This window comes from Acerihabitans arboris (assembly GCF_010131535.1).
Classification (GTDB): domain Bacteria; phylum Pseudomonadota; class Gammaproteobacteria; order Enterobacterales; family Enterobacteriaceae; genus Acerihabitans; species Acerihabitans arboris.
This window is the reverse complement of the sequence record NZ_WUBS01000038.1, coordinates 1-5487: the sequence shown is the minus strand read 5'-3', so window position 1 is coordinate 5487 and position 5487 is coordinate 1. Positions and strand designations below refer to the sequence as shown.

The following is a 5487-nucleotide window of genomic DNA, read 5'->3' as shown; positions in this document are numbered from 1 at the left end:
AGATTTTTGGCCAGTTCGTTAGCCAGAGCTTGCAACTGCTTTTCGTCCATAAATTAACCTGTTTTTGATGTTGGATTGAAGATATCAAAATCAGGCAATTACACAAATCTATGTACAGGCTCTGATCCCAAGGTACAGCAAGGGCAGGAACCCTTGATTGCCGCCGCGAAACAATCCCTGAACGTGATGCTGTCCCGTCCGGCCATCCCCGCCTATTCCCAGCTGTCCAACGTATTGCAGCAAAACCTGCAACAGGTACTGCAAAACCAGGCAACCCCGGAAGCGGCCATGCAGGCGGCAACCAAAGGCGCGGAACGTTTGCGTTAAGGATTTAGCCATGCTCAGCTTGCCGCAACGTGAGCGTCGTCAGGCATGGGCGCTGTTGGCGCCCATGCTGGTGATGATGTTTTTGCTGACCGCCTGGCCGCTGGCCCGGACCTTTTGGCTCAGTTTTACCGATGCCGCGCTGGTTGGCGGCGGCGCCATGCCCGCTTATGTGGGATTTGCCAACTATCTGTATGCGCTGACCGATCCGGATTTCCTGGCCGCGCTGGCGCGCACGCTCTATTTCACCGTGGTATCGGTGGCCTTTGAAGGCGTTATCGGCGTACTGGTGGCGTTGCTGCTCAACCAACGATTTTACGGCCGCGGCCTGCTGCGGGTATTGGTGATCTTGCCCTGGGCGCTGCCGACCATCGTCAACGCCATGATGTGGCGGCTGAATTTTAATCCCGATTACGGCAGCATCAATGCGCTGCTGACCCAAACCGGGCTTATCGATCATTACCGCAGTTGGCTCGGTGCCCCAGACTCGGCGATGAATGCGGTGATGATTGCCGATATCTGGAAAAACTATCCGTTGGTGACGCTGCTGACCCTGGCGGCGCTGCAATCGATTCCTGACGATCTGTTCGAGGCTGCCCGCATCGACGGCGCCTCCGCCTGGCGGCGCTTTCGCGCCATTACCCTGCCCGCCATCCTGGCTCCGCTGGGCGTGGCGCTGATATTACGCACCATCGATGCCTTCAAGATCTTCGATATTATTTATGTCATGACCCGCGGCGGCCCGGTGGACAGCACCAAAACCCTGAGCTTTTTTGTCTATCAGGAATCATTCAGCTATCTGCGCGCCGGCAGCGGCGCCGCCTATGCCATCCTGATGACGCTACTGTGCGGGGTGCTGATTGCCCTCTATATGCTGATGCTGTCGCGTCAGCGCCGCCGGGGGATTGAACAATGAAACGCAAGATCCGCATCCTGCTGCGTTACCTGGCCGCATCGGTGCTGGCGACGACCATCCTGGCGCCCATGCTATGGCTGTTTTTGATGAGCGTCAGCTCGGCGACGGATTTAGCCCGTATCCCGCTGGAATGGCTGCCGCGCCAATGGGATTTCAGCCGCTATGCCCGCCTGTTGTCTCTGGCGCCCGGCCAGCCGGGCGCGCTGTTCCTCCATGCGCTCGCCAACAGCGTCGTGATTGCCACCGGCGCGACGCTGATTTCGCTGCTGCTGGCAGTGCCGGCGGCGTTCGGTTTTTCACGTTATCCCGGCCGCGAAGGCTGGCTGATGGGCAGTCTGGCCATTTATATGGTGCCGCCGGTGGCGTTTGTCCTGCCGCTCTATTTTGTCCTGCAGCAGCTGGCGTTATTGAATACGCACCTGGGGCTGGTATTGGTGTACTGCTCGCTAATCCTGCCGTTCCTGACCTGGATGCTAAAAAACCAGTTCGACGCGCTGCCGCTGGATATTGAACAGGCTGCCCGGCTCGACGGACTGCGTTTCTGGCAGGTGCTGCTGCGCATCACCCTGCCGCTGGCCAAACCGGCGGTGGCCGCCTCGGCGGTATTCGGCTGGCTGCTGGCCTGGGATGAATTTTTCTATGCCTTGTTATTTACCAACAATATCCAGGCGCAAACGCTACCGGTGACTATTGCCGGCTTTACCGCCGGCCGTGCCACCGATGATGGGCTTATCGCCGCCGTCGGTATCCTGGCCTCGGTGCCGCCGTTGTTTATCGCCATCTGGCTGCAAAAATCCCTGGTCGGCGGTTTAACCAGCGGCGGCAGCAAGGGCTAAGCTAAATAGGGACGAACTGGATACTTTCATGACAACATCCGCAACTGACGCCACTTTGTACGTGGTGGGCAATATCAATATCGACCTGATTATGGGCACCCTGCACCATTGGCCCGCGCGGGGAACCGAGGCGATGCTGGAACACAGCGTCATGCGGCCCGGCGGCTCGGCCGGCAACTGCGCGCTGGCGCTGGCGGCGCTGGGCACGCCGCACCGGGCGGTGGCCAACCAGGGAGACGATCATTTCTCACCCTGGCTGGCGGGCTACTTTACCGACAGTGCCCCCTTTTGGCCGCGTTATGCCTGCGAAACCTCGCTGACGGTCGGCCTGACCCATCCCGACAGCGAGCGCACCTTTTTCAGCAACCAGGGACATATCACGCGCCTGACGCGACAAGACGTCCTGGTGCAGCTGCCGCCGCGGGCCGTGCCTGGGGATATCGTCCTGTTATGCGGCGCCTTCCTGTGCCTGCGGCTGTTTGACGAGTACCCCGCGTTATTGGCCACGCTTCATCGACGTGGTTTCCAGGTGGCGGTGGATACCGGCTGGCCGCCCGACGGCTGGAACGGCGGCCTGCGCCAGGGTATCGCCCGCTGGCTGGGGCATTGCGACTATTTATTATTAAACGAAGTAGAAACGCTGGGCCTGGCGGATAGCGACGACCTGGCGCTGGCGGGCAGGACGCTGGCGGCGCGGCTGGCACCCGGCGGCGCCTGCGTTATCAAGCGTGGCGCAGAGGGCGCCACGGTATGCGAACCGGAGAGCGTATTCTCGCGCGCCGCCGAGCAGGTAAACATCGTGGATACCATCGGCGCCGGCGACAGCTTCAACGCCGGTTTCCTCAGCGCGCTGCTTTATGGTTATAGCCGCCGCCAGGCGCTGCGCTGGGGCATCCGTGTCGCCGGCCAGGCCATCGGCAGCTCGCCGCGTCAATACCCTGATCGGGTATCCCTTCAATCCCTTGCCGGTGAGGAATAACCCATGGCCAGCGTAGAACTCGTCAAGGTCGCCAAACGTTATGGCAAACACTACGTGCTTAATCCGCTGGATTTAGCGATCCCCGACGGCAGCTTTACGGTGCTGGTCGGGCCGTCCGGCTGCGGCAAGTCCACCCTGTTGCGCCTGCTGGCCGGGCTGGATACGGTTTCCGACGGCGATATCTTTATTGATAAACAGCGGATTAACGATCTGGATCCGGCGGATCGGGATATCGCCATGGTATTCCAAAGCTATGCGCTGTATCCGCATCTGACGGTGGCGGAAAACCTGGCGTTCCATATGCAGGTGAAAAAAGTGCCGCGCCAGGAGCTGCAGGGCAAGGTAGAGCAGGTGGCCCGGCTGCTGGGCATTGAACGCCTTCTGCAGCGGCTGCCGAAGGCGCTGTCCGGCGGGCAGCGCCAGCGCGTGGCCATGGGGCGCGCCATGGTGCGCAATCCCCGGGTATTTCTATTTGACGAGCCGTTGTCCAATCTGGATGCCCAATTACGCATGGAACTGCGCGCCGAGATTAAATCACTGCATCAGCAGTTAAAAACCACTACGGTCTATGTCACCCATGACCAGGTGGAGGCGATGACGCTGGCCGATCAAATCGTGGTGATGAAGGAAGGCAATATCGTCCAGCAGGGGCGACCGCTGGAGATCTACGATCGGCCGGTCAATACTTTTGTAGCGCGTTTTATCGGATCGCCGCCGATGAACCTGCTGGAGGGAACGATTGCGATGCGCGACGGGCAACCCGGGGCTCGCTGCGGTGAACTGTGGTTTCCGCTGCCTGCGAAATGGCACGCTGCCGCGCAACACCAGGGCGACGCGCCGGTGACACTGGGCATCCGTCCGCACGATTTCCTGCGGGTTAACGCCGCCGCTCAGCCCGTCGCCACGTTGCGGATTATGGAAGTGACCGGCGAAACCAGTCTGCTGCACATGGACTGGGGCGGCTTTCCTCTGCATATCCAGTTTGCCGGCCGGATTGAGTGCCGGCCGGGGCAGCCGCTCTGGCTGGAGGCCAAGGCGGAAAGCCTGCATTTATTTGATACGCAAAGCGGCAACCGGCTTGGCGAGACGCCTTAAAGCGTATCAGGGGCAGTACCCTGCGTAGATTAGTAACCCACTCCCCGGACCCTGCGGCAAGGGTGCTCATCCGCAAACGCATCTGGCCGGGTTCAGCGGACTGTTGCAGGCGGATGCCTATGCGGGCCTCAACCCACTGAATGAAGAAGGCCATATCCGCGAGGTCGGCTGCATGGCCCATGCCCGGCGTAAAATCCATGATATCCATGTGCGCCATCCGTCGCCGACCACCACCGAAGCCCTGCATCGGATAGGTGGGCTGTATGCGATCGAAACCGACATCCGGGGGCGTCCGGCCGAAGAACGCCAGCAGGTGCGCGAAACGCGCTCCCGACCGGTACTCAACAGCCTGGAGTGCTGGATCCGGGAAAAACTCACCACGTTATCGCGACAGGCGGATACGGCCAAGGCGTTCGACTACCTGATGAACCACCGGCAGGCGTTGTGTTACTACGCCAGCGGTGGCTGGGCGGAGATCGATAACAATATCGCCGAAAACGCGCTGCGGGTGGTGAGCCTGGGCCGAAAAAATTACCTGTTCATGGGCTCGGATAGCGGCGGTGAACGGGCGGCGCTAATGTATACGCTGATCGGCAGTTGCAAACTGAACGGCGTGGAGCCTGAAGCGTATCTGCGCCATGTGCTGGCGATTATCGCGGATCATCCCATCAATAAGATCAAAGATCTCCTGCCGTGGAACCTCAACATCCCTAAGGAATAACTGTCAATACGGCACTGAGCATACGCTTACCGCTGGGCACACGCTTACTGTCCTACTCTCTGCTCGAGTAGCGAACCGCCCGTTCAGCACATATGAAAAAGCCCTCTGTTTTCACAGAGGGCTTCGTCATTATTGGATGCCTGGCAGTTCCCTACTCTCGCATGGGGAGACCCCACACTACCATCGGCGCTACGGCGTTTCACTACTGAGTTCGGCATGGGGTCAGGTGGGACCACCGCGCTAGTGCCGCCAGGCAAATTCTTTATTTGCCGAACTCTACCGTTAAAACTGGTGCTGATACCCAGAGTCGAACTGGGGACCTCACCCTTACCAAGGGTGCGCTCTACCAACTGAGCCATATCAGCGCTCAAAGCTTTTTTTCACCAACGCCTCTCGCTGCGCTCAAGGTATTGGGTCTTAATGGATGCCTGGCAGTTCCCTACTCTCGCATGGGGAGACCCCACACTACCATCGGCGCTACGGCGTTTCACTACTGAGTTCGGCATGGGGTCAGGTGGGACCACCGCGCTAGTGCCGCCAGGCAAATTCATTTCCGTACGTCGCATTACCTTCCATGCCACGTCCGTTTATCCGGAACTTCGCTGAAAATCCGCTC

At 59.7% G+C, this 5487-nt stretch carries 4 protein-coding genes, 1 tRNA gene, 2 rRNA genes and 2 pseudogenes; 6 read left to right on the top strand and 3 right to left on the bottom strand.

The features are described 5' to 3' along the window. Positions 1 to 123 precede the first annotated feature (123 nt). The 6 genes and pseudogenes from GRH90_RS25650 to tnpC form a co-directional block, all read left to right on the top strand. Positions 124 to 327: pseudogene (locus tag GRH90_RS25650) on the top strand (extracellular solute-binding protein); the annotation flags it as partial. A gap of 10 nt (positions 328 to 337) precedes the next feature. Next, entirely contained in the window at positions 338 to 1240 is a 903-nt protein-coding gene (locus GRH90_RS25645) for a carbohydrate ABC transporter permease (RefSeq protein ID WP_162368791.1), read from the top strand. Continuing rightward, a complete protein-coding gene (locus GRH90_RS25640; protein WP_162368790.1) occupies positions 1237 to 2076 on the top strand; it encodes a carbohydrate ABC transporter permease in 840 nt (279 codons plus the stop codon). The genes GRH90_RS25645 and GRH90_RS25640 overlap by 4 nt, the downstream gene beginning before the upstream one ends. 28 nt (positions 2077 to 2104) lie before the next feature. Next, positions 2105 to 3055, top strand: coding sequence for a carbohydrate kinase family protein (locus tag GRH90_RS25635; RefSeq protein WP_162368789.1), 951 nt, complete (start codon positions 2105 to 2107; stop codon positions 3053 to 3055). 3 nt (positions 3056 to 3058) lie between these two features. After that, complete coding sequence (locus GRH90_RS25630) at positions 3059 to 4150, top strand: ABC transporter ATP-binding protein (protein ID WP_162368788.1); 1092 nt, start codon at positions 3059 to 3061, stop codon at positions 4148 to 4150. 49 nt (positions 4151 to 4199) lie between these two features. Further along, positions 4200 to 4871: pseudogene (gene tnpC, locus GRH90_RS25625) on the top strand (IS66 family transposase); the annotation flags it as partial. Between the two features lie 138 nt (positions 4872 to 5009). Here tnpC and rrf (GRH90_RS25620) read toward each other — a convergent pair. From rrf (GRH90_RS25620) to rrf (GRH90_RS25610), 3 genes are all read right to left on the bottom strand, one after another. Then, positions 5010 to 5125 (bottom strand): 5S ribosomal RNA (gene rrf / locus GRH90_RS25620). 35 nt (positions 5126 to 5160) lie between these two features. Next, positions 5161 to 5236: transfer RNA gene (locus tag GRH90_RS25615), tRNA-Thr, on the bottom strand. A 61-nt stretch (positions 5237 to 5297) separates the two neighbouring features. Beyond that, positions 5298 to 5413, bottom strand: a 5S ribosomal RNA gene (gene rrf, locus GRH90_RS25610). Positions 5414 to 5487: the final 74 nt, after the last annotated feature.